This window comes from Brevundimonas vancanneytii, assembly GCF_901421975.1.
GTDB lineage: Bacteria > Pseudomonadota > Alphaproteobacteria > Caulobacterales > Caulobacteraceae > Brevundimonas > Brevundimonas diminuta.
On record NZ_LR588407.1, the window covers coordinates 760,809 to 780,743 of the forward strand.

The 19,935-nt window shown below is 68.3% G+C and carries 24 protein-coding genes and 1 pseudogene; 5 read left to right on the top strand and 20 right to left on the bottom strand.

Annotated elements, in window-relative coordinates; translation table 11 throughout:
- Positions 1-37: 37 nt before the first annotated feature.
- A complete protein-coding gene (locus tag FGL25_RS03745; RefSeq protein ID WP_138140991.1) occupies positions 38-832 on the bottom strand; it encodes a hypothetical protein in 795 nt (264 codons plus the stop codon).
- 121 nt (positions 833-953) lie between these two features.
- Here FGL25_RS03745 and FGL25_RS03750 point away from each other — a divergent pair, with 121 nt between their 5' ends.
- Both FGL25_RS03750 and FGL25_RS03755 read left to right on the top strand, forming a co-directional pair.
- Positions 954-1,208 (top strand): hypothetical protein, encoded by a 255-nt coding sequence (locus tag FGL25_RS03750; RefSeq protein ID WP_232464043.1) that lies wholly within the window; start codon positions 954-956, stop codon positions 1,206-1,208.
- Between the two features lie 39 nt (positions 1,209-1,247).
- A complete protein-coding gene (locus FGL25_RS03755) occupies positions 1,248-2,342 on the top strand; it encodes an aspartyl/asparaginyl beta-hydroxylase domain-containing protein (RefSeq protein ID WP_138140992.1) in 1,095 nt (364 codons plus the stop codon).
- On the opposite strand, the gene purQ is transcribed toward FGL25_RS03755, so the two are convergent.
- The 4 genes and pseudogenes from purQ to FGL25_RS03770 all read right to left on the bottom strand — a co-directional run bounded on the left by purQ (position 2,339) and on the right by FGL25_RS03770 (position 4,867).
- Positions 2,339-3,001 (bottom strand): phosphoribosylformylglycinamidine synthase subunit PurQ, encoded by a 663-nt coding sequence (purQ, locus tag FGL25_RS03760; protein WP_138140993.1) that lies wholly within the window; start codon positions 2,999-3,001, stop codon positions 2,339-2,341. The two genes, FGL25_RS03755 and purQ, sit on opposite strands and share 4 nt — an antisense overlap.
- A 33-nt stretch (positions 3,002-3,034) precedes the next feature.
- The gene (locus tag FGL25_RS17245) at positions 3,035-3,763 is read right to left on the bottom strand and encodes an MFS transporter (protein WP_252970006.1); all 729 of its coding nucleotides are present in this window, start codon (positions 3,761-3,763) and stop codon (positions 3,035-3,037) included.
- Positions 3,750-4,127 (bottom strand): MFS transporter, encoded by a 378-nt coding sequence (locus FGL25_RS17250; protein WP_252970007.1) that lies wholly within the window; start codon positions 4,125-4,127, stop codon positions 3,750-3,752. The genes FGL25_RS17245 and FGL25_RS17250 overlap by 14 nt, the downstream gene beginning before the upstream one ends.
- Before the next feature lie 258 nt (positions 4,128-4,385).
- A pseudogene (locus tag FGL25_RS03770) lies at positions 4,386-4,867 on the bottom strand (YbhB/YbcL family Raf kinase inhibitor-like protein).
- Between the two features lie 124 nt (positions 4,868-4,991).
- On the opposite strand from FGL25_RS03770, the gene FGL25_RS03775 reads away from it, so the two are divergent.
- Positions 4,992-6,161, top strand: a complete 1,170-nt coding sequence (locus tag FGL25_RS03775; RefSeq protein ID WP_138140994.1) for an SAM-dependent methyltransferase — start codon at positions 4,992-4,994, stop codon at positions 6,159-6,161.
- A 64-nt stretch (positions 6,162-6,225) separates the two neighbouring features.
- Here FGL25_RS03775 and purS read toward each other — a convergent pair whose 3' ends face one another.
- Both purS and purC read right to left on the bottom strand, forming a co-directional pair.
- A complete protein-coding gene (purS, locus tag FGL25_RS03780; protein WP_046653243.1) occupies positions 6,226-6,465 on the bottom strand; it encodes a phosphoribosylformylglycinamidine synthase subunit PurS in 240 nt (79 codons plus the stop codon).
- Complete coding sequence (purC, locus tag FGL25_RS03785) at positions 6,465-7,223, bottom strand: phosphoribosylaminoimidazolesuccinocarboxamide synthase (protein ID WP_138140995.1); 759 nt, start codon at positions 7,221-7,223, stop codon at positions 6,465-6,467. The genes purS and purC overlap by 1 nt, the downstream gene beginning before the upstream one ends.
- A 260-nt stretch (positions 7,224-7,483) precedes the next feature.
- Between purC and FGL25_RS03790 the strand changes: the two genes are divergently transcribed.
- On the top strand, positions 7,484-7,807 hold the full coding sequence (locus FGL25_RS03790) for a DUF1476 domain-containing protein (protein ID WP_003165778.1): 324 nt from the start codon (positions 7,484-7,486) through the stop codon (positions 7,805-7,807).
- Positions 7,808-7,957: 150 nt separating this feature from the next.
- Here the strand turns inward: FGL25_RS03790 and FGL25_RS03795 are convergent, their stop codons facing one another.
- The 8 genes from FGL25_RS03795 to FGL25_RS03830 all read right to left on the bottom strand — a co-directional run bounded on the left by FGL25_RS03795 (position 7,958) and on the right by FGL25_RS03830 (position 16,116).
- A complete protein-coding gene (locus FGL25_RS03795) occupies positions 7,958-8,578 on the bottom strand; it encodes a fasciclin domain-containing protein (protein WP_088410111.1) in 621 nt (206 codons plus the stop codon).
- A gap of 132 nt (positions 8,579-8,710) precedes the next feature.
- Positions 8,711-9,217 (bottom strand): DNA-deoxyinosine glycosylase, encoded by a 507-nt coding sequence (locus FGL25_RS03800; protein WP_138140996.1) that lies wholly within the window; start codon positions 9,215-9,217, stop codon positions 8,711-8,713.
- Positions 9,214-9,612: a hypothetical protein gene (locus FGL25_RS03805; RefSeq protein WP_138140997.1), complete on the bottom strand. Its 399-nt coding sequence runs from the start codon at positions 9,610-9,612 to the stop codon at positions 9,214-9,216. Before FGL25_RS03805 ends, FGL25_RS03800 begins: the two co-directional genes overlap by 4 nt.
- 1 nt (position 9,613) lies before the next feature.
- Complete coding sequence (gene purB, locus FGL25_RS03810; protein WP_138140998.1) at positions 9,614-10,915, bottom strand: adenylosuccinate lyase; 1,302 nt, start codon at positions 10,913-10,915, stop codon at positions 9,614-9,616.
- A gap of 340 nt (positions 10,916-11,255) precedes the next feature.
- Positions 11,256-12,260: a tetraacyldisaccharide 4'-kinase gene (gene lpxK / locus FGL25_RS03815; RefSeq protein ID WP_138140999.1), complete on the bottom strand. Its 1,005-nt coding sequence runs from the start codon at positions 12,258-12,260 to the stop codon at positions 11,256-11,258.
- Positions 12,257-13,558, bottom strand: coding sequence for a 3-deoxy-D-manno-octulosonic acid transferase (locus FGL25_RS03820; protein ID WP_138141000.1), 1,302 nt, complete (start codon positions 13,556-13,558; stop codon positions 12,257-12,259). The genes lpxK and FGL25_RS03820 overlap by 4 nt, the downstream gene beginning before the upstream one ends.
- A 2-nt stretch (positions 13,559-13,560) precedes the next feature.
- Positions 13,561-14,247, bottom strand: a complete 687-nt coding sequence (locus FGL25_RS03825) for a lysophospholipid acyltransferase family protein (protein WP_138141001.1) — start codon at positions 14,245-14,247, stop codon at positions 13,561-13,563.
- Positions 14,248-14,268: 21 nt separating this feature from the next.
- Positions 14,269-16,116, bottom strand: coding sequence for an ABC transporter ATP-binding protein (locus tag FGL25_RS03830; protein ID WP_138141002.1), 1,848 nt, complete (start codon positions 16,114-16,116; stop codon positions 14,269-14,271).
- 103 nt (positions 16,117-16,219) lie between these two features.
- On the opposite strand from FGL25_RS03830, the gene FGL25_RS03835 reads away from it, so the two are divergent.
- Positions 16,220-16,885 carry a fused DSP-PTPase phosphatase/NAD kinase-like protein gene (locus tag FGL25_RS03835; RefSeq protein ID WP_088410103.1) on the top strand — a complete coding sequence of 222 codons (666 nt, stop codon included), beginning with the start codon at positions 16,220-16,222 and terminating at the stop codon, positions 16,883-16,885.
- Positions 16,886-16,888: 3 nt separating this feature from the next.
- Here the strand turns inward: FGL25_RS03835 and FGL25_RS03840 are convergent, their stop codons facing one another.
- The 5 genes from FGL25_RS03840 to FGL25_RS03855 form a co-directional block, all read right to left on the bottom strand.
- Entirely contained in the window at positions 16,889-17,080 is a 192-nt protein-coding gene (locus FGL25_RS03840; protein ID WP_003165768.1) for a hypothetical protein, read from the bottom strand.
- On the bottom strand, positions 17,077-17,238 hold the full coding sequence (locus FGL25_RS16780; protein WP_003165767.1) for a hypothetical protein: 162 nt from the start codon (positions 17,236-17,238) through the stop codon (positions 17,077-17,079). The genes FGL25_RS03840 and FGL25_RS16780 overlap by 4 nt, the downstream gene beginning before the upstream one ends.
- A 97-nt stretch (positions 17,239-17,335) precedes the next feature.
- Complete coding sequence (locus FGL25_RS03845; RefSeq protein WP_003165766.1) at positions 17,336-17,587, bottom strand: DUF4170 domain-containing protein; 252 nt, start codon at positions 17,585-17,587, stop codon at positions 17,336-17,338.
- Positions 17,588-17,600: 13 nt separating this feature from the next.
- Positions 17,601-18,395 (bottom strand): 3'(2'),5'-bisphosphate nucleotidase CysQ, encoded by a 795-nt coding sequence (locus FGL25_RS03850; protein ID WP_138141003.1) that lies wholly within the window; start codon positions 18,393-18,395, stop codon positions 17,601-17,603.
- The gene (locus tag FGL25_RS03855; RefSeq protein ID WP_138141004.1) at positions 18,392-19,738 is read right to left on the bottom strand and encodes a TldD/PmbA family protein; all 1,347 of its coding nucleotides are present in this window, start codon (positions 19,736-19,738) and stop codon (positions 18,392-18,394) included. The genes FGL25_RS03850 and FGL25_RS03855 overlap by 4 nt, the downstream gene beginning before the upstream one ends.
- Between the last annotated feature and the right edge of the window lie 197 nt (positions 19,739-19,935).

The window sequence follows — 19,935 nt, forward strand, 5'->3', positions numbered from 1 at the left end:
GGGCCTTCTAGCCGTCTCTGGGGCGTCTGTCAGCCCGTCACCGGCGTTCGACGCCGCGTCTCAAACCGAAGACGATGATGACCCCCGCCACCACCAGCGCAAAGGCCGCCGCCAGAGCCGTGAAGGCCAGCACCGGCTTGACCTCCTGCTCGGCCACGAAGGCCCCCACCAGACCCCAGGCGATGGGCAGGGGATAGGCCAGGGTCCGCACGGCCCAGGTCACGCTGATCCCGACCAGGGTGGTCGCGACCACGGCCAGCACGGCCCAGCCGGTCGGCGACAGGGCGGCGGGCAGGGCCTCGAACGCCGTCGCCACGGTGATCAGGTTCAGCGGCGCCGCCACGGTCAGCCACCCGGCCAGCGCCGCCAGCGGCCAGATCAGGAACCAGCGGTCGCGCTCCATCGTCCCTGTGGCGCGGATGGTGCGCGCACTGGCCAGCATCGGCAGAAGCAGGGCCAGGAGCGAAGCGAAGATGACGACGACGCTGGCCGCCTTCAGGTTCAGCGCCGCCATGACGATCCAGAAGCCGATGCCGAAGAAGGCGACGACCGACGGCCAGCCCATGCGGTTGATCAGGACGCTTTCGCCCGTCTGAGGAAGGGCCTGGCGCCCGGCATAGATCAGTATGCCCAGATACAGCAGGCTCCAGATCGAAAAGGCGTATCCCGCCACCCGCAGCGTCTGGTTCCCGTCGGCGGCGAACTCCGCCTGGCTCAGGCCGAAGCCGCCCAAGGCCTGCACGATGGGAACGACGACGGCGAAGACGGCCGCAGCCAGAACGGCCAGACGGCGCGTCTGCTGGGCGGGGGTGGGGCGTTCGATGGCGGTCATGCGTCTCTCCGGCTCAGCTTCGCCGTATCTACGCGCTGGGTCGAAGAAGGTTCATCGACGGCGCATGGAACCGCGACCGGGCTTCCAGCCTTGCTTTCAGGCCATTGAGAAGGAGGCCGTCATGACCGACCCGAACAAACCGGACACAGGCAAACCGGACCCCATCGAACAGACGTTCGAGGAGGAGGTCGAGACCAATCGCGCCCTGGAGCAGGGCCTGGGCGTCGGCGCTCGCGAACTGGCCGCCATCCACGAATCCGGCGCCGAAGGCACCCTGGAGCGCGCGACGGATGAGGACGGCGAGCCGGTCGAGGAGGACGTCGAGCTCGGCGATTCCGGCCGCAGCGCCAGCGTTCTGGATCGCAAGGACAGCTGAACGCTTGACCGTCACCGCAGGGAGCGGTTCCATCTGGTCATGACCGATGTCCGCTCTACGGATCCGCAGCTTCAGGCCGACGCGCTCATCCGTCAGGCTCGACAGGCGCGCGAACGGTCGGATGCAGCAGCGCTGACGGCGGCGGCCGAGGCCCTGTTGGCGATCAACCCGCGCGAGCCGCGCGCCCTGGTGTTCAAGGGCGACGCCCTCAGCGCCCAGGGGGATCATCGTTCGGCCATGAGCTTCTACGGCGCCGCCCTGGCTCAGGGGCGGGCGATCGCCACGCCGCCGTCCGACCTGCGCGCCGAGCTTCAGCACGCCGCCGCGGCTCAGGCCGAGGGCGCGCGCCGTTTCGAGCAGGGGCTGCGCGAGGGCCTGAGCCAACGCGGCTTTGACCCCGCGACGTCCAGCGCCCGCTTCGCGGCTTCTCTGGACCTGATGACGGGGCGTCGGCGGCTCTACTATCAGCAGCCGAAATTCTACATGTTTCCGGGCCTGCCGCAGATCGAGTTTCAGCCGCGCGAGACCGTCGCCTGGCTGGCGGAGGTCGAGGCGGCGGCGCCCGCCATCCGCGCCGAACTGGACGCCATCCTGGCCGAACCGGCCCTGTTCGCGCCCTATATCGAGGATCGGGCCAATCGCCCCCGGCACGATCAGGCGGGGCTGCTGGGCAATGACGCCTGGAGCGCGGTCTTCCTGTGGAAGGACGGGGCCGAGGTTCCCGAAATCGCTGAACGCTGTCCGCAGACGATGCAGGCGCTGGCGGCGGCGCCCCTGTGCCGCATCCCCGGCCGCTCGCCTTCGATTCTGTTCTCCAGGCTTCAGGCGGGGGCGAAGATTCCGCCGCACCACGGGCTGATCAATACGCGCCTGATCTGCCACCTGCCGTTGGTCGTGCCGCCGGACTGCTGGTTCCGCGTCGGCGGCGAAGAGCGTCAGTGGAAGGCGGGCGAGGCCTGGGCCTTCGACGACACGATCGAGCACGAGGCCGCGAACGACAGCGATCAGGATCGCACCATCCTGATCTTCGATGTCTGGAAGCCTGAGATCACCGCTGAGGAGCAGGCGTTGATCCGCGCCTTGTTCGCAACGATCGACGCCAGCGGCGCGGCTGCGCCCAAGCTGGGCGTTTAGGCGGCCGCGTAGATGCTCTGGAACAGGATCGCGCCGTCGGCGCTGCCCAGTTCGGCTTCGAACGCGCGATCCGGGTGGGGCATCATGCCCAGGACGTTGCCGCGCTTATTTTGCAGGCCGGCGATGTCGCCGACCGAGCCGTTGGGGTTGTCGACGTAGCGGAAGACCACCTGGCCCTCGCCCTCGATGCGCTTCAGGGTCTCTTCGTCGGCGAAGTAGTTCCCGTCGGCGTTGCCCTGGGTCATGATGATCTCGCGCTGGCCCTGATAGCCCGAGGTGAAGCGCGTCTGGCCGTTGGCGACGGTGATGCTGATCGGCTTGCAGATGTATTTCAGGCTGCTGTTGCGCATCAGGGCGCCCGGCAGCATTCCGGCTTCGCACAGCACCTGGAAGCCGTTGCAGATGCCGACCACGGTGACGCCGTCGTCAGCGGCCTTCTTGACCGCCTGCATGATCGGGGCCTGCGCCGCCATCGCGCCGCAGCGCAGATAGTCGCCGTAGGAGAAACCGCCCGGCAGCACGATCAGGTCGAGGCCCTTGGGCAGTTCGGTCTCGGCGTGCCAGACCATCTGGACCTGCTCGCCAGTGGAACGTTCGACGGCGACCTTGCAGTCGCGATCGCAGTTGGAACCGGGGAATACAATGACAGCTGCGCTCATGGCCGGGCCTCCTAGCACCCTTCGGGACGAATGTCAGGCGTCGCTTTGCTGCGCCTTGCGCCCCGTCGCCCAGGCGACGACCCAGATCGCGAAACCGCCCAGCGACAGGGCGACGCCGACCCAGCCGGTCGAGGTCCAGCCCCAGCCCGCCGCCACGGCCATGCCCGCCAGCAGGGGGCCTATGGCGTTGGCCGTGTTGAAGGCCGAGTGATTGAGGGCCGCCGCCAGGGTCTGCGCGTCGCCGGCCACGTCCATCAGCCGGGTCTGCAGCACCGAGCCCAGCCCGCCGCCGCCGCCGATCAGCACCACCACGACCATCACCGCCCACAGATGCGGCGCGGCGAAGGGGTAGAGGGCCAGGGCCGCCGCGCTCCACAGCAACAGGCCGCCCGCCGCGATCATGCCGAAGCGGTCGGCGGCCCATGCGCCCAGCAGATTGCCCGCCACCATCCCTAAGCCGAACAGGGCGAAGACCCAGGGCAGGACTTCCGGCCCCACGCCCGTCACCGCCTTCAGCGTCGAGGCCAGATAGGCGTAGACGGCGAACATCCCGCCGAAGCCGATCGCGCCGACGCCCAGCGTCAGCCACACCTGGCCGCGCTTCAGGGCGCCCAGTTCGCGCCAGGGACTGGCGTCTGGATGGGCGGGATCACGCGGCGCGAAGACGGCGACCAGCGCCATGGTCAGCACCGCCAGTACGCTGACGATGGCGAAGGTCCAGCGCCAGCCGAAGGAGTGGCTGACGGCATTAGCGACCGGCACCCCCGATCACCGTTGCGACGGTCAGGCCCAGCAGGATAGTCGAGACCGCGCGGGTTCGGAGCCTGAGCGGCACCAGCGACGCCGCCACCAGGGCCGCCACGCCGAAATAGGCGCCGTGCGGCACGCCGCTGAGGAAGCGGAAGACCAGCATCCACTCATAGGTGGGGGCGATGGCGCTCAGCGCATTGCCGACGGCGAACAGGGCCATGAAGCCGATCAGCAGCAGCCAGCGCGGCAGGCGCGCGCCCAGCACGGCCAGGATCGGCGCCCCGACGACCACGCCTGCGGCATAGGCGCTGATGACATGACCGGCCTTGGGTTCGCTGACGCCCAGGCCCGCCGCGAAGTCGGGCAGGACGCTCATGGCGGCGAACTCGGTCCACGCCGATGGCGAAACCGCCCATGGCCAGCGCCAGCAGCACCAGCGCCGCCTTGCCCGGTTCGGCCACGCGCTCGTCGCTGCTGGACGCGGCGCAGCGCGGATCGTCGAGGCAGGGAGCGTCGGCAGGGGCCATGGATTGTCGCGATGCAGCAAGGGGAGGTTGCGCTGCAAAATAAGGACGCCGCACACGGCATCAACCGGGGCGGCGTCGAAGCGGTCATCACGCTTTGTGTCGGCTGGTCAGCCCCGGTTCTCGTAGGTCGCCGTGATCGACGCCTTGGCCAGGGTGTGGAAGTGCAGATTGAAGCCGAAGATCGCGCCCGAGTTGTCTTCCGTCACATCCAGTCGATCCACGTCCACGGCGAAGACGGTGAAGATGTAGCGGTGCGGGCCGTGGCCGGGCGGCGGGCGGCGCCGCCGAAACCGGCCTCGCCATAGTCGGTGCGTCCCTGGACGGCGCCCTTGGGCAGGTTCGCCCCGCCTACGGCGCCCGCGCCGGCGGCCAGGGCGTTCACGTCCGCCGGGATGTTCGCGACCGTCCAGTGCCAGAAACCCGAGCCGGTCGGAGCGTCGGGATCATAGCAGGTGACGGCGAAGCTCTTGGTTCCTTCGGGCGCGCCCGACCAGGACAGTTGCGGCGAGGCGTCTCCCAGCGCCTTGACCTGGGCGTCGGGCAGGACGCCTCCGTCGGAAAAGTCGGTCGAGGTGACGGTGAAGCTCATGGCGCGCTCTTCCTTGGATGGCGGATTCGGATGCTCAAACTAACGGAAGACTCGCCACGGGCGTTGCGTCGCGACATTCTGTCCCTAGCTAAGGTCAAGCTGTCTTGATGAGCGGAGGAACGGGATGCTGCAAGCCCTGTTGGACCGAACCTTTCAGACGCGGTCGATCCGGGTGCGGCTTCCGGACGGTCGAGAACTGACGGCGGGGCCGGGCGAACCGGAACTGACGGCTGTGCTGTCGGACATGAAGACCGCCGTCGCCATCGCCGCCAATCCTGATCTGGCCCTGGGCGAAGCCTTCATGGACGGGACGTTCCGGATCGAGGGCGGAAGCATCTATGACTTCCTGCAACTGACGACTTCGCAGCTGGCGCTTCGGCCGCGCTCGCCCAAGCTGACCTGGATGCAGCGGATCAGGCGCGGCGCCGAGCAGGCCAACGACCGGCTTCATGCGCGCAGCAACGTCCATCACCATTACGATCTGACGGTCGACTTCTACCGCCTGTTCCTGGACGACGACCTGCAATACTCCTGCGCCTTCTTCGAGACGTCGGACGCCAGCCTGGAAGAGGCCCAGGTCGCCAAGAAGCGCCGCCTGATCGACAAGCTTCTGCTGGAGCCGGGTCACAGCGCCCTGGACATCGGCGCGGGTTGGGGCGGGCTGGGCCTGTCGATGGTCGAGCGCGGGGCGCGTGTGACCGGCGTCACCCTGTCGACGGAACAGCACCGCACGGCCAATGAGCGGGCGACGGCGCTGGGCGTCGCGGACCGGGCCGACTTCCGGCTTCAGGACTATCGCGACCTGAACCAGACCTTCGACCGCATCATCTCGGTGGGAATGTTCGAGCACGTCGGCGTGCCGAACTATCAGGAGTATTTCGACACCGTCGCTCGCCTGCTGGATGAGGACGGCGTGGCCGTGATCCATTCCATCGGGCGCAACTCGCCGCCCAACCGCACCCAGCCGTGGGTGCGCAAATACATCTTCCCCGGCGGCTATATCCCGGCTCTGTCCGAGGTGCTGCCCGCCATCGAACGCGCGGGCCTGTGGGTCACGGACATGGAGGTGCTGCGCCTGCACTACGCCGAGACGCTGCGGCATTGGCGCGAGCGGTTTCTGGCGAGGCGCGGGGAGGCGCTGGCCATGTATGATGAGCGCTTCTGCCGGATGTGGGAGTTCTATCTCGTCGCCAGCGAGGTCGCTTTCCGCGAGCTGGGCCACATGGTGTTCCAGCTGCAGCTGACGAAGAAGCAGACGGCCGCGCCGCTGAGCCGAGATTACCTGTGCGGCTAGGCCGGAGGGCATAGAAAAAGGCCGCTCTTTCGAGCGGCCCTGATCGTCTGATCCGTCATCGCCATCAGGCGATTTCGATCCGGTAGCTTTCGATGACCGTGTTGGCCAGCAGGGTCTCGCACATGCGCTTCACCTCGGTCTCCTTGTCGGCGACAGCGTCGTCGAGGTCGAACTCGATCAGCTTGCCGACGCGGGCGTTCGCGACACCGTTCCAGCCCAGACCCTGCAGGGCGCCTTCGACGGCCTTGCCCTGGACGTCCAGAACGCCGGGCTTGAGGAAGACGTGAACTTTAACCTTGGCCATTAATGCAGCCCTCCCTGAATCACGGTCGGCATGTCCTTCATGATGCCGAGGCGGCGGGCCACCTCGGTGTAGCTTTCGATGACGTCGCCCATGTCGCGGCGGAAGCGGTCCTTGTCCAGCTTCTCGCCCGTGGTCGAATCCCACAGGCGGCACGAGTCGGGGCTGATTTCGTCGGCCAGGATGACGCGGGCGAAGTCGTTCTCCCACACGCGGCCGAACTCGATCTTGAAGTCCACCAGGGTGATGCCGACGGCGCCGAACATGCCGCACAGGTAGTCGTTGACGCGGACCGTCATGGCCAGGATGTCGTCCAGCTCCTGGGTCGTGGCCCAGTTGAACGCCGTGATGTGCTCTTCCGTCACCATCGGGTCGTTCAGCTCATCCTTCTTGTAGTAGAATTCGATGATCGAACGGGGCAGGGGCGTGCCCTCTTCCTGGCCCAGGCGCGTGGCCAGCGAGCCGGCGACGACGTTGCGGCAGACGACTTCCAGCGGAATGATCTCGACTTCGCGGATCAACTGCTCGCGCAGGTTCAGGCGCTTGATGAAGTGATTGGTCACGCCGATCGAGTTCAGGCGCGACATGATGAATTCGCTGATGCGGTTGTTGATGACGCCCTTGCCTTCCAGGGTCGCCTTCTTCTGCGCGTTGAAGGCGGTCGCGTCGTCCTTGAAATACTGGATCAGCGTGCCCGGCTCAGGCCCCTCGTACAGGATCTTGGCCTTGCCCTCGTAGAGCTTCTTGCGCTTGGTGTTCATCTTCGGGTCCCGGACGGGAAGGAAACGGACGGCCTCAAAACGAAAAACGCGCGGCCCGAAGGTCGGGGCGGCGCGGTCCTTGAATCGACGGCGGCTATATAGAACCACGCGCCCTTTAGCCGAAGGGCGTCTGTGACACAAATATCCTGAAGCGACCCTGCGTCAGCATACGCGACCGAAGTCTGGTTGCGTTCGGTCGCGCCGGGGGCCATAGAGCCGTTTGCGGACGAGACTGGTCCGTGACTGGAGTTACGACGCGCATGACGACCTTCGACGATCGGGAACAGGCCTATGAGGCCAAATACGCCCTCGATCAGGAACAGGAATTCAAGGCCATCGCGCGTCGCAACAAGATGCTGGGCCTGTGGGCTGCCGAGAAGATGGGCCTGTCGACCGAGAGCGCCGAGCAATACGCCGCCGCCGTGGTCCGCGCCGACTTCGAACAGCCGGGCGAGGAAGACGTCTTCCGCAAGGTGGCCGGCGACTTCAAGGCGTCGGGCATGACGGTGTCTGAGGGCGAGCTGCGCTCCAAGATGGACGAACTGGCTTCGATCGCCCGCGAACAGATCCGCGCCGGCGAGTGATCCGCGTCGCAAACTGATCCCAGAAGGGCCGCAACCGTCGCCGGTTGCGGCCCTTCTTCGATCTGCCTCCCGCCGGGGAAACGGGAGCGACCGGAGGCGCCGGGGCGCATCGGATCAACGCGCCCGCGGCCGGTCGGTTCGATCCGACGCCTATTTCGGCATCAACACCGTGTCGACGACGTGAACCACGCCGTTCGACTGGGCCACGTCGGCCTGGGTGATGGTCGAGGTTCCGCCCTTGGCGTCGGTGATCTGCCACTTGCCGCCGCCGGCGTCCTTGACCGTCAGCTTCTCGCCCTGAACCGTGGTCAGGGTGGCGGTTCCGCCGTTGGCTTGGGCCTGGGCGGCGATGTCGGCGGCGGTCAGACGGCCGGGAACGACGTGATAGGTCAGCAGCTTGGTCAGCGCCGCCTTCTGGGCCGGCTGCATCCAGCCCTCGCGCGTGGCGGCGGGGATCTTGTCGAAGGCCGCATTGTCGGGCGCGAAGACGGTGAAGGGGCCGGCGCCCTGCAGTCGTTCCGTCAGGCCGGCGGTCTGCAGCGCGCTGACCAGGGTGGTCAGGTTCGGGGCCTTGGAGGCGTTGGCGACCAGATTGTCGGACGGGTTCATCGCTACGCCGCCGACCATGGGCTCGGTGGTGGCGGGGGCCATGGCGGGCGGGGCGGTCTCGACCGGCGCCGGCTCCTTCTTCGTCTCGTTCTGGCCGCAGGCTGCCACGGCCAGCAGGGCGGCGGACGATACGGCGAGGGCAGTGATGCGGGTGAATGTCATGAGAGTCCTCCATCGACGCCGGCTTGCAAACGGGGGGAGGCCGCGTCGGGAAGGAATACGGCTGCCCGCGCAAAAGGATGCGTTCGCGATCAATTTTTCGGGCGCGGCGCGTGATGTGCGGCCAAGCTCGGCTCAGCCCAGATAGGGCCCAAGGGCGGTCCAGCGCGACAGCTTCTCGGCGAACGGCCGGGCGTAGGCTGCGCTGGATGAGGGCAGGTCAATGAGCGCGACGCCGGACGCTTCCGCCAGGGCGCGTCGACCCAGCCGCGCCGCCGTCCCGCCGTTGAAGGCCACCGCGCGCAGATCGGGCAGGCGCGTCATCAGGGCGGTCAGGTCGGCGCCTTCCGGGTTGCGGATGGCGGCGTCCAGGCTGCCCTGTCGCTCAGCCGAGGCGATCACGTCCCACAGCCCGATCCGCGCCGCCCGCACGCGCTCCAGCCTCGCCTCATAGGGCTGGGCGGCCAGGTCCGGTTGGGCGATCACGGCCCCGATCAGCCGCCAGAAGCCGTTCTGCGGATGGGCGTAATACTGCGCCGCCTTCAGCGAGGCGTCGCCCGGCAGGCTGCCGAGGATCAGGACGCGAGTGCGTGCGTCGACGACGGGGGCGAAGCCGACGCTACGCGCCGGGGGCGTGCTCAATGCGCCTCACGTTCTCTCTTCCGGCGCTCATTGCGATGCCGAGCGTATTCGCCTTCACCCAGAACGGTCTGACCGCCGAGACGAAACTCCACCCACTCACCCTCGGCTGGCGTGCCGTCGGTGTAGTGGAAGCGCATCTTGGAGGCCATGCACTGGAAGGTGCGGTCGTTGCGACGTGAGGCGGCCGTGGGATTTTGAACTTCGCAGCCTTGGGCGCGTCCTTCGGCGTCTACGCGACACTGCATGGTCAGGCTGAAGCCCGCGATGCCTTGCAGGCACCGTTCCATGCCGTCGTGATCGACCGTCTGCACGATCTCAAGAGGCTGCTCTTCAGCTTCCTGGGCCGAATAGCCGTTGATCATCCAGAACAGGGCGAGGCTGACCAGCGAAGGCATCTCAGTTTTTCCCGAACACCCGCTCGAAGATCACGTCCAAGTTCTTGGTGTGGTAGCCGAGGTCGAACAGGGCCTCCAGCTCGTCGTGGGGCAGGGTGACGCGGGCGTCGGCCTTCAGGAAGTCGATGAAGGCGCCTTCGCCGCGCCAGACCTTCATGGCGTTCTCCTGAACCGCCGCATAGGCGTCCTCGCGCGACACGCCCGCCTGGGTCAGGGCCAGCATGACCCGTTGCGAGAAGACCAGGCCGCCCAGACGGTCGAGGTTCTTCTGCATGTTCTCAGGGTAGACGTTCAGGCGCTCGATCACGCCCGCCAGACGGTGCAGGGCGAAGTCCAGGTGGATGGTGGCGTCCGGGCCGATGCCGCGCTCGACCGAGGAATGGCTGATGTCGCGCTCGTGCCACAGGGCGACGTTCTCCATCGCCGGGGTCACGGCCGAGCGGACCAGACGGGCGAGGCCCGTCAGGTTCTCGGTCAGGATCGGGTTGCGCTTGTGCGGCATGGCCGACGAGCCCTTCTGGCCCTTGTCGAAGAACTCCTCGGCTTCGAGGACTTCGGTGCGCTGCAGGTGGCGGATCTCGACGGCCAGACGCTCGACCGAGGAGGCGACGACGCCGAGGGCGGCGAAATAGGCGGCGTGACGGTCGCGCGGGATGACCTGGGTCGAGACCGGCTCGACGGCCAGACCCATCTGGTCGGCGACGTATTGCTCGACGGCCGGATCGACGTTGGCGAAGGTGCCGACGGCGCCCGAGATGGCGCAGGTGGCGATCTCTTCACGGGCTGTGATCAGGCGGCGTTTGGCGCGCTGGAACTCGGCGTGATAACCGGCCAGCTTGAGGCCGAAGGTCACCGGCTCGGCGTGGATGCCGTGCGAGCGGCCGACGGTCGGGGTGTATTTATGCTCCTTGGCGCGGGTCTCCAGCGCGGCCAGAACCCGGTCGACGCCGCCCAGCAGCAGGTCGGTCGAGCGCGCCAGCTGCACCGCGAAACAGGTGTCCAGCACGTCCGAAGAGGTCATGCCCTGGTGCAGGAAGCGGGCTTCCTCGCCGACGATTTCGGCGACGTGGGTCAGGAAGGCGATGACGTCGTGCTTGGTGGTGCGCTCGATCTCGTCGATGCGGTCGGCGTCGAAGGTCGCGTCCTTGCCGTTGGCCCAGATGGCTTCGGCCGATTCCTTCGGGATCACGCCCAGCTCGGCCATTTTCGTGGCGGCGTGGGCCTCGATCTCGAACCAGATCTTGTACTTGGTCTCTTGCGACCAGATGGCGACGGCGTCGGGGCGGGAATAGCGCGTGATCATGGTTGGGTCGTGTCGGTCTAGAGGGGCGGGGAGTCAAGACGGCGGGCGGCGATGTCGGTGTTAAAGCCCTTCTCCCCTTGTGGGAGAAGGTGGGCGCCGGAGGCGCTCGGATGAGGGGTGTCGACGCGGCGTTGCGAAAAAGAGGCGCGGGCTGAGGGGGCTGAAAATTTCAGCTGTGACGCAAACACCCCTCATCCGTCAGGCTCCGCCTGCCACCTTCTCCCTCAAGGGGAGAAGGAAAAAAGAGAGTCCAATTCGTCTGAATCGTCTGAAATCCCCTGGGGCTGACAGGGCAGTCTGGCACAGGCGCAGGGGGAGGCTGGCCGATTGTCGGAAAAATTCAGAGGGCGCGCATCAGGAAGGCGGTGAAGCCCGCCTCGTCCTCGAACCGGGCGGCGACGGGCCAGGCGGTGACGGCGGCGCGCTGGTCGGGCGTCAGGCGCACCCAGTCCTTTTCGGTGGTGACGAGGCCCGCGTCATAGACGGCGGCGCGGTCGTTCAGGAAGGCGAAGTCGTGGTCGGACAGGGCGGCGTGGTCGGGGAAGGGGACGAAATCCTTCAGGTCGCAGCCGGCGGCGATCAGCGACCGCTCGACCTTCCATGGCTTGGCGATACCGGCGAAGCCGACCTGCGGGCCGGGCGGCGGCGGGGCGGCGGGCTGCAACCGGGCGATGAAGACGGGCAGGTCGCCGAAGACCTCCAGCAGTTCGGGATTGGCGGCGTCCATGTCGGTCGGCAGCATGACGATCACGCCGTCGGCGCGGGCCAGGCCGGCCTTCAGAGGCTCGCGCATCGGGCCGGAGGGGAAGACCGAGCCGTCGCCGAAGGGCCATTCGTCGCCGCGCGTCTCGCCGTCGACCACGATCAGGCTGAGGGTCTTCTTCAGCGCCGGGTTCTGATGGCCGTCGTCCAGAACGAGGGCGGAGGCGCCGTCAGCCGCGGCGGCGCGGGCGCCCGCAACGCGGTCCCGCGCGATCCAGGCGGGGGCGTCTTGCGCCAGCATCAGGGGTTCGTCGCCGACGTCTTCGGCTGAGTGTTGGGTCAGGTCGACGCGAACAGCGCCTTCCAGCCTGCCGCCATAGCCGCGCGACAGGGCGGCGGCCTTAATCCCTTGAGCGCGCAGCAGGCGCAATGTCTCGCGTGCGACGGGTGTTTTGCCCGATCCGCCGACCGTCAGATTGCCGATGGAGATGACGGCTGCGCCGGGATCGACCGGCGTGGCGCGGGCGATTTTGCGCGCCGTGACGCCCGCCCACAGCCATGAGGCGGGCTTGAGCAGCATCCGCGTCACCGGGGCGTGGCGGCGATCGCGGCTGTACCACCAGCGGGGGGTGTTCAGCTTCACGGGCGTCTCCGCGAGGGGGCGGCGGGCAGGTGGGTCTGAAGCGCCAGCCACAGGCGGTCCAGTCCGGCGGCCGCTGCTTCTGCAGAGCGACGGGCGCGCTCGCCCATGTCGCGGGCGGCCTCGGGATCGGCCAGCATCGGGCCGACGACCGAGGGCAGTTCGGCGGGCGACAGGACGGAGACGAGGCCGCCTGCCTGTTTCAACATCCGGGTCACGGCCTGCCAGTTGCTGGCGTCCGGGCCGGTGACGATGGGCTTGGCGAGCCGCGCGGGCTCCAGCGGGTTGTGGCCGCCGACCGAACCGCCGCCCAGCGCCGGGGCGAAGGAGCCGCCCATGACCACCACATCGGCCAGCCGCAGGAACAGGCCCAGTTCGCCCAGGGTGTCGGCCAGGTAGATGTCGGTCTGGTCGCAGATCGGCTGGCCTTGGCTGCGGCGCGCGAAGCCGTAGCCGTCGTGGGCCAAGGCCTCGGCGATGGCGTCGCCGCGTTCGGGGTGGCGCGGCACGACGATCAGGAACAGGCGGTCGGCCAGGTGATCCAGCGCGCCGACGATGGCCATTTCCTCATGCTCATGGGTGCTGGCGGCGACGACGACGGGGCGGTCGTCGATCAGAGCCGACAGGCGGGCGAACTCGCCCTTGTCATAGGGCAGGGGCTCGCCGGACAGCTTCAGGTTCACCTGACCGTCGACGCGGGCGCCCAGCGCGCTCAGCCGGTCGGCGCTGTCCTGATCCTGAGGCCAGACGTGCTGGAACCCGTTCATCAGGGCGCGGGCCATGCCGGGGGCTTTTTTCCACCCCTGCGCCGTCTTGTCGGTGATGCGGGCGCTGACCAAGGCGAGAGGCACGCCGCGTTTGCGGGCGGTGGTCAGAAGGTTGGGCCACAGCTCGCTCTCGACGAAGACGCCGACATTGGGCCGCCAGTGGTCGAGGAAGGCCGCGACGGACGAGGGGGCGTCCACCGGGGCGAACTGATGGATGACGCCGCGCGGCAGGCGCGTCGCCAGCACCTGGGCCGAGGTCAGGGTGCCGGTGGTGACAAGAACCGTCACGTCGGGGCGGTCCTTGCGGATGCGCTCGGCCAGCGGAAGGATGGACAGGGCCTCGCCGACGCTGACGCCGTGGATCCAGACCAGAGGTCCGTCGGGCCGCGCCATGCCGGGCAGGCCCAGACGTTCGTCGACGCGGGCGGGGTCTTCCTTGCCTTTCTTGACGCGGGCGTCCAGCAGGCGCGGGGCCAGCGGCTCCAGCAGGCGGGTCAACAGCTGATAGGCGATCAGGGCGGGGCTGAAGGACACGCTCAGACGCGCTCCAGCCCGGTGATGGCGTCGGCGCGGGCCTCGACGGCGGTCAGGCGGGCGGTCCAGTCGGCTGTGACCTCGGCCAGGTCGGCGCCTGCAGGATACCAGGCCTTGTCCCAGACGACGGCGCCCTTGCCGAACGGCAGGGGCAGGATCGCTCTGTCCCAGCTGTTCAATCGGATCGCCGGCCTGCACGACAGGCCGATGAACAGAACCGGCGCGCCGGACATCTTCGCCATCAGCGGCAGGCCCTCGGCCATCTGGCGGGCCGGGCCGCGCGGACCGTCCGGCGTGATGGCCAGACCGCCGACCTTCAACTGTTTCAGCCCGTCGCGCAGGGCCTGGGCGCCGCCCTTGGACTGTTTGGCCTTGTCCTTGTTGGAGGAAGAGCCGCGCACGGCGGGAATGCCCAGGCGGCCCACGGCCTTGGTGAAGAACTCGCCGTCAGGGCTGAGGGAGACCAGGCCCTTGACCGGCTGCGCCCGCTTCATGGGCCAGGAGGCGGGGCCCAGGGCGAGGCGCGAGTGCCAGAAGGCGCACAGCACGCCGCCGCCGTCGGCCCAGACCTCTTCGGCGACCTGTTCGTTCTCGTGCGTCCAGCGGATGGTGGCGTAGCAAAAGCGCATCCACTCGGACAAAAGCCAGGCGGCGGCGTTCTGGATGATCGGATTGCGAAGCGGCCTCATGCGCCGGTCTCGTCGGGCAGTTCAGCCAGCGGGGGGCAAGGCGATCGGATCGCTGTCCAGCGACTGCTGCCGGGCTAGACGGGCGTAGAGGCCGCCGCGCGCGACCAGGGCGTCGTGGGTTCCTTCCTCGACCACGCGGCCGCCCTCGATGACGTAGATGCGGTCGGCGTTCTTCACCGTCGACAGGCGGTGGGCGATCATCAGGGTGGCGCGGCCGTCCATCAGCCGCTCCAGCGCGGCCTGAACCAGGGCCTCGCTCGCGGTGTCGAGGGCGCTGGTGGCTTCGTCCAGCAGCAGGATGGGCGCATCCTTCAGGAAGGCGCGGGCGATGGCGATGCGCTGGCGCTGGCCGCCGGACAGGCGGGCGCCGGCCTCGCCCACGCGGGTGGCGTAACCGTCGGGCAGGGCGGCGATGAAGTCGTGGGCGGCGGCGGCGCGGGCGGCGGTCACGATGTCTTCGGCCGTGGCGCCAAGGCGGCCATAGGCGATGTTGGCGGCGATGGTGTCGTCGAACAGGAAGGGCTCCTGCGTCACCAGGGCGATGTGGTCGCGCAGGGACGACAGGCTCAGCTCGCGGATGTCGCGGCCGTTCAGCGTCACCCGCCCCGCCGTCACGTCATAGAAGCGCGGCAGCAGGCTGAGGATGGTCGATTTGCCGCCGCCGGAAGGGCCGACTAGGGCGATAGTCTCGCCCGGCGCGACGTGCAGGCTGACGTCCGACAGGGTCGGGGCGGACCCGTCCTCGTCGGCGCGATAGGCGAAGGAGACCTGCTCCAGGGCGACGGTGACGGGACCGGGCGCGACCTGGGCGGCGTCGCTGGCCTCGCGGATCTCGGGCTCGATGTCCAGGGCGGCGAACAGGCGGCGGGCGGCGGTGAAGCCTTCGCTCAGCACGGTCGTCAGGTTCGTCACCTGACGCAGGGCCTGACCGGCCAACAGCAGCATGCCGATGAAGGAGGCGAAGGCGCCCACCGTCATATGACCCCGGCTGGCGCTCCATCCGGCATAGGCCATGACGGCGGCGACGACGCCGTAGGCGACGATGTCGCTGGCCGAACCCGCGAAGGCGCGGCTGTCGGCGCCCTTGATGACGTGGCGCTGGCGGCGGTCGATGACGGTGGAGACGCGGGTTTCTTCTGCCGCCTCGCGGTTTTCGATCTTGATGACGCGAACGCCGTCCAGGTTCTCCATCAGGGCGCTGGACAGGGCCTCGGTCTCGACCATGGCGCCGTGGGCGGCCTTCCTCGACTTCTTGCCGAAGCGGCCGATGATCCAGCTGACCAGCGGCACGCCCAGCAGGACGATCAGCGTCAGCGGCAGGTCGATGAAGCCCATGGCGACGATGACACCCAGCAGCATCAGGGCGTTCTGGGTGTAGTTGACCACGCCCGAGGTGAAGGCCTCGCGCACCAGATTGGCGTCGAACAGGACGGAGGAGACGAACGTCCCCGAATGCTGGCTGCGCAGGCGCGACAGGTCGGCCCGGATCATGCCCGAGAACAGCTGTTTCTGGATGTCGCCGACGATGCCGTGGCCCAGCCGGTTCACCAGGGCCGCCTGACCCGCCATAGCCAGCGAGCGGATCACCGCCACGGCGATGATGAACAGGGGGATGGCGATCAGCACCTTGTCCGCCGGGATGGTGACGGTGTTCCAGATGGTCACGGGGCCTGCGTGCTTGCCGAACAGCAGGTCGATGGCCGGTTCCAGGAACTTCAGCAGCAGGGCCGTCAGCCCGCCCGACACGCCCGCCAGCAGCATGGAGGCGAAGAAGGCCGGCTTGTGCCGCGACAGATACTCGCGCCAGATGCGGGCGAGCAGAGGCCGCAGCGGCTCGCGGGCGTCGGCATGGGGGACGGGAACGGTCATCGGCCTTCGGTCGAACGGCTGAGGCGTCAAGTCAAGCGGCCGCGCGCGAGAGAGACGGCCTTGGACGGGTGACGCCGGGTGCAAACGGCGCTATCTCGCCGTCATGGGGCGCTACGATCTGACTACGCCGTTCGGCCGTTTCAAGGCGCATTGGTCCTATTTCTGGAAGGATCACGCCTTCCTGCGCACGGCGTTCACCAACGCCCACTGGCTGGGACCGGATCTGGTGCGGACCAATCAGCCGTCGCCGCGCCAGCTGGCCTGGTGGAAGCGGCAGGGAATCCGCACCGTCGTCAATCTGCGCGGTCAAAGGGACGAGGCCTATTACTGGCTGGAGAAGGACGCCTGCGAACGGCTGGGCCTGACGCTGATCGACGCGCCGCTGGATTCGCGCGATCCGCCGGGCAAGGACCGGGTGCGCCGGGCCAAGGCCCTGTTCCAGACGATGGAGTATCCGGCCCTGATCCACTGCAAGTCGGGCGCGGACCGGGCGGGAATGATGGCGGTCTTCTATCGCCACTTCCACCTAGGCGAACCGATCTCGGCGGCGATGGAGGAACTGGGCAAGCGCACCCTGCACAGCCGCGAGGGGCTGACCGGCGTGCTGGACTATACGCTGGAGAAATACGTCGCCGAGGTCGAACCCACGGGCGTCAGCTTCGAGGACTGGGTCGAAAGCGACGCCTATGACCCCAAGGCGATCCGCGCCGAGTTCAAGGCCGGCTGGTGGGGCAAGCTGGTCGTCGACCGCCTGTTGAAACGCGAATAGGCCTCAGCCCCAGGGGCCGCGTCCGGCGGCGGGCGGCGGGGCGTTGCGCGCCGCCTGTTCCTTCTTCCAGCGCTTGATCTGACGGACGTGATCGCGTTGGCGGGCTAGGACGATCAGCCATAGCGCCAGGACGGCGATCAGGGAGACCACGCCAAAGATCTGCTGGCCGTCCAGCGTCTGGCCGAATAGCGTCAAGGTCTGCGGTCCCGATCCGAAGGGGTGAAGGGGTCGTTCCAGGCGGTGTCCTGATCCTCGCCGGGGCGGGCGACGTGCGGCGGCCCCTTGCGCACGACCCACACGATCGCCGCCACGGCGACGACCACCAGAAGCAGGACGATGAGGGTCGGCAGCATGGCGAATCCTGTTCATGACAAAGGCGACTGATGAGAAAGCGCATCAGCCGCCCCTGCGGTTCCTGAACAGCGGCGTGATGACGCCGTGAATGCTCGATCAGGCGTCGGTGCGTGGATCGATCAGCTTGTGCGCGTGCAGGATGAAGTAGCGCATGTGGGCGTTGTCGACGGTCGCCTGGGCGCGGGCCTTCCAGGCCTTCTTGGCTTCTTCGTAGTTGCCGAAGGCGCCGACGAACTCGACCTGCGACAGGTCGCGGAAGACGGGCTCGGCCGGGTGGCGCATCTCGCCGCCGATGACGAGGTGAAGCAGTTGGGGATCGTGAGAGTCGGCCATGGAGAGGGGGTCCATTGCGGGAGGAATGTCAGATGGCCAGCGGGATAGGCGCTGTGCGCCTCACGATCAACGGGTGAAGGGCCGGCGCGGCGCATATCAGGCTGGTTTGACGCGGATCGGGGCGATTAAAGCGCCACGGACGGCCCATATGATCGCTGACCTTGGCCCCGGCCTCTTCGGCGATCAGGGCGCCGGCGCAGACATCCCAGTCCCATTTGGGGCTGATGGCGATGGCCGCATCGAAGGCCCCCGCCGCTACAAGCGCCATGCGATAGGCCAGGGCGTTGCGCTTGGAGAAGCGCATCGAGGGCCAGGGTTCGTCCCATTCGCGCGCCTCCATCAGCCGGGCGTCGGCCAGAAGCTCGGCGTCTTCCAGGTCGTCGGTGTCGGAGGCGCTGATGGGCCGTCCCTGCAGGCGGGCGCCGCCGCCCAGCGTGGCCTCGAACATCTCGTCCATCATCGGGGCGTGGATGACGGCGGCGACGGGACGGCCGTCCTCGACCACGGCGATGGGCACGCACCACCACGGCTTGTTCTTCATGAAGGCGACGGTGCCGTCGATCGGATCGACGACGAAGATGCGTTTCTTCGACAGGCGCTCCGTGCTGTCGGCCGTCTCCTCGGACAGCCAGCCGTAGTCGGGGCGGGCGGTCAGAAGCGCATCGCGCAGCAGCTGGTCCACCGCCAGATCGGCGCTGGTGACGGGCGAGCCGCCGTCCTTGGACCAGACCTTCAGCCCGGCTGCGCGGTGTTCGAGCGCCAGCCGACCGGCGGCCAGGGCCGCGTCGCGGATCAGGGCGAGGTCGGCGCTGAAATCGCTCATTTGCCCGCGATCGCCACCTTGTCGAATAGCAGGGAGGGGCTGTTGAACGAGCCCCGGAACTCCAGATCACCCGCGCGTTGCAGGCGGGCGTAGAGCTCGATCAGATTGCCCGCCACGGTGACTTCGCTGACCGGATAGGCGCGCTGGCCGTTTTCGAACCAGAAGCCGGACACGCCCGCCGACCAGTCGCCGGTGTTGCCGTTCAGCGAGGGGCCGAACATGGAGGTGATCAGCAGGCCCGTCCCGGCTTGCGCCATCAGGGCGTCCAGATCGCCTTCGCCCGGCGTCAGGTGCAGGTTGTGGGGCGAGACGCCCGACGGTCCCGCCAGCCCGCGCGAGGCGTGGCCGGTAGTCTGAAGACTCAGCTGCGCCGCCGAGGCCGTGTTCAGCAGCCAGGTGGTCAGGACGCCGTCCCTGACGATTTCGCGCCGCTCGACCGCCACGCCTTCATCGTCGAAGGGGGTGGAGCCCAGGCCGCGCGGACGGAACGGGTCGTCGATTAGATCGACGCCGGTCGGCAGGACGCTCTGGTTCAGCTTGTCCTTCAGGAAGGAGCTGCCGCGCGCGATCGACGGGCCGGAAATGGCGCCCAGCAGCGGCGACAGCACCTGGGTCGCCACGCGGTTCTCGAAGATGACGGGGGCGGTGGTCGAGGCGATCTTGCGTGGGCCGACGCGGGCGACGGCGCGCTCGCCTGCCTTCAGGCCGATGGAGGCGGCGTCGGGCAGGTCGGACAGGTGGCGCACGGCGCGGCTTTCGCCGCCGCGCTCCATGGCGCCGTCCTTCTCGGCGATGACGCCAACGCCCAGAGAAAAGGCGCTGCCGCGATGGCGGCCGTCGAAGCCGTGCGAGGTGACGAGGCGCCACTCGCTGGCCGACCAGGAGGCGTGGCCGCCCTCGGATTTGGACACGCCCGATACGGCGAGGGCGGCGGCCTCGGCTTCGGCGGCGGCGGCTTCCAGCGCCTCGGCCGAACGTTCGGCGGGGTCATAGAGGTCGAGGTCCGCGTGCGGGGCGGCGGCCAGACGGTCCTGCGGCGCGAGGGCGGCGTAGGGGTCTTCCGGCGCCAGCTTCGCCATCGCCACGGCGCGCTCGACCAGACGGGCGCGGGTCGCGTCGGACAGGTCGGAGGCGGACACCGTCGCCTGACGCCGCCCGATGAAGACGCGCAGGCCCAGGTCGCGGGCTTCTTCACGCTCGACGTCTTCCAGCGCGCCGTTGCGCACGCCGACGGACAGGGAGGCGCGATGGGCGGACACGGCCTCGGCCGCATCAGCGCCGGCCTTCAGCGCGGCGGAGATCAGATCGTTCAGGATGTCGGGGGAGGGCGTCTTATCGGACATGCCCCGATATGGCGGAGGGAAACAGGGCGCGCAACCGTTGTCACCCTCTCCTGATGGGAGAGGGCTTGAGCCTCCAAGAGCGTAGCGATTGGCTAAGGCGAAAGGGTGAGGGTTCGCGGGTGAGGTCGGCCGCAAGGCCGTGGCGCGGCGGCTTACGCCGACTGACGGGACAAGCCCCTCACCCTTTCGCGCCAGAA

Excerpts from the sequence above, each read along its gene's own strand:
- FGL25_RS03795 (WP_088410111.1), bottom strand. The coding sequence starts at position 8,578 with ATGACATTCACCCGCATCACTGCCCTCGCCGTATCGTCCGCCGCCCTG.
- FGL25_RS03855 (WP_138141004.1), bottom strand. The coding sequence starts at position 19,738 with ATGTCCGATAAGACGCCCTCCCCCGACATCCTGAACGATCTGATCTCC.
- FGL25_RS03830 (WP_138141002.1), bottom strand. The coding sequence starts at position 16,116 with ATGACCGTTCCCGTCCCCCATGCCGACGCCCGCGAGCCGCTGCGGCCT.
- FGL25_RS03775 (WP_138140994.1), top strand. The coding sequence starts at position 4,992 with ATGCTGCAAGCCCTGTTGGACCGAACCTTTCAGACGCGGTCGATCCGG.
- FGL25_RS03805 (WP_138140997.1), bottom strand. The coding sequence starts at position 9,612 with ATGCCTTCGCTGGTCAGCCTCGCCCTGTTCTGGATGATCAACGGCTAT.
- FGL25_RS03850 (WP_138141003.1), bottom strand. The coding sequence starts at position 18,395 with ATGAGCGATTTCAGCGCCGACCTCGCCCTGATCCGCGACGCGGCCCTG.
- purQ (WP_138140993.1), bottom strand. The coding sequence starts at position 3,001 with ATGAGCGCAGCTGTCATTGTATTCCCCGGTTCCAACTGCGATCGCGAC.
- FGL25_RS03845 (WP_003165766.1), bottom strand. The coding sequence starts at position 17,587 with ATGGACCCCCTCTCCATGGCCGACTCTCACGATCCCCAACTGCTTCAC.
- purB (WP_138140998.1), bottom strand. The coding sequence starts at position 10,915 with ATGATCACGCGCTATTCCCGCCCCGACGCCGTCGCCATCTGGTCGCAA.
- purS (WP_046653243.1), bottom strand. The coding sequence starts at position 6,465 with ATGGCCAAGGTTAAAGTTCACGTCTTCCTCAAGCCCGGCGTTCTGGAC.
- FGL25_RS03790 (WP_003165778.1), top strand. The coding sequence starts at position 7,484 with ATGACGACCTTCGACGATCGGGAACAGGCCTATGAGGCCAAATACGCC.
- FGL25_RS16780 (WP_003165767.1), bottom strand. The coding sequence starts at position 17,238 with ATGCTGCCGACCCTCATCGTCCTGCTTCTGGTGGTCGTCGCCGTGGCG.
- FGL25_RS03745 (WP_138140991.1), bottom strand. The coding sequence starts at position 832 with ATGACCGCCATCGAACGCCCCACCCCCGCCCAGCAGACGCGCCGTCTG.
- FGL25_RS03750 (WP_232464043.1), top strand. The coding sequence starts at position 954 with ATGACCGACCCGAACAAACCGGACACAGGCAAACCGGACCCCATCGAA.
- FGL25_RS17250 (WP_252970007.1), bottom strand. The coding sequence starts at position 4,127 with ATGAGCGTCCTGCCCGACTTCGCGGCGGGCCTGGGCGTCAGCGAACCC.
- FGL25_RS03835 (WP_088410103.1), top strand. The coding sequence starts at position 16,220 with ATGGGGCGCTACGATCTGACTACGCCGTTCGGCCGTTTCAAGGCGCAT.
- purC (WP_138140995.1), bottom strand. The coding sequence starts at position 7,223 with ATGAACACCAAGCGCAAGAAGCTCTACGAGGGCAAGGCCAAGATCCTG.
- FGL25_RS03825 (WP_138141001.1), bottom strand. The coding sequence starts at position 14,247 with ATGAGGCCGCTTCGCAATCCGATCATCCAGAACGCCGCCGCCTGGCTT.
- FGL25_RS03755 (WP_138140992.1), top strand. The coding sequence starts at position 1,248 with ATGACCGATGTCCGCTCTACGGATCCGCAGCTTCAGGCCGACGCGCTC.